At 28.2% G+C, this 561-nt stretch carries 2 protein-coding genes; both read right to left on the bottom strand.

Going from position 1 to position 561, the window contains the following annotated elements:
- Positions 1-182 (bottom strand): helix-turn-helix domain-containing protein (locus IE142_RS40230; protein ID WP_502266919.1); only part of this gene is annotated, 182 nt, incomplete at its 3' end.
- 193 nt (positions 183-375) lie between these two features.
- The coding region (locus IE142_RS40225) for a hypothetical protein (protein WP_229831297.1) at positions 376-561 on the bottom strand (186 nt) is incomplete at its 5' end.

Raw genomic sequence — 561 nt, 5'->3', positions numbered from 1 at the left:
AAAAAAATGCCCTTAGAAGTTCTATAAAACAAATCACAGTCAAAATAATCTTCAATACTTCTAATTCTTTTACTCAAGGCAGGTGTACTTATATTCAATTCTCTAGAAGCTTTATTTAAACTCTTGTATTCGACAACTTTAATGAAGTCTTTCATATAATTAAAATTCATAAAATCCTCCATGGTATTAACTGTTTGTTTATACCTATATTAAGACATTACTTATTCATATATTTCAAGTTAAAGTTTATCCTTTTTTTGTTACCCAAAATAAGCAACTAAGATCTTAATGAATCAAAATTGACCGATAGGATGGGATAATAATGAAAAGGATATGGATTTTAACTATAGGTATGTTTGCCTTAGGCATGGATGCTTATATAGTAGCAGGATTAATACCTTCAATAAGCCAAAGTTTTAATAAAAGTAGCTCTGCTATTGGGCAAGGAGTAACAGTTTTTACATTATTTTTCTCTATTTCTGCGCCAATTTTTTCAACAATATTAGCTAAATCGCCAGTAAAAAAAATATTAGTGATAGCAATCAGTGTATTTACTTTAGC

The sequence above is a fragment of the Streptomyces mutabilis genome (assembly GCF_014649815.1).
Classification (GTDB): domain Bacteria; phylum Actinomycetota; class Actinomycetes; order Streptomycetales; family Streptomycetaceae; genus Streptomyces; species Streptomyces mutabilis.
This window is presented reverse-complemented; position numbering and strand designations above follow the sequence as displayed.